The sequence below is a fragment of the Mesorhizobium sp. genome, assembly GCF_004963255.1.
In the GTDB taxonomy this organism is placed as follows: Bacteria; Pseudomonadota; Alphaproteobacteria; order Rhizobiales; family Rhizobiaceae; genus Mesorhizobium.
The window spans coordinates 1-246 of record NZ_SUGA01000137.1; the positions used below are offsets into that span (position 1 = coordinate 1).

Below are 246 nucleotides of genomic sequence, written 5' to 3' on the forward strand. Positions count from 1 at the left end.
CGTCATGACAGCGAACAGCAGCGAAAACACCGCACCCAAGGCGATCGCCGCCAACAACCCGATCCACGGCGATCCGGTGAGATAGCCGGCGCCGAAACCGCCGACCGCCCCCATGATCATCATGCCTTCGACACCGAGATTGAGCACGCCGGAACGTTCGACCACCAGCTCGCCGATCGCCGCGATCAGCAACGGCGTCGCCGCGGTTGCGATGGTCAAAAGAATGTTGACGGTGATATCCATCAG

Annotated in this window: 1 pseudogene; it reads right to left on the reverse strand. The window is 61.8% G+C overall.

Annotated features, from left to right (window positions below):
• Nucleotides 1-243 (reverse strand): annotated as a pseudogene (locus E5X34_RS32785) (ABC transporter permease); the annotation flags it as partial.
• Nucleotides 244-246: the final 3 nt, after the last annotated feature.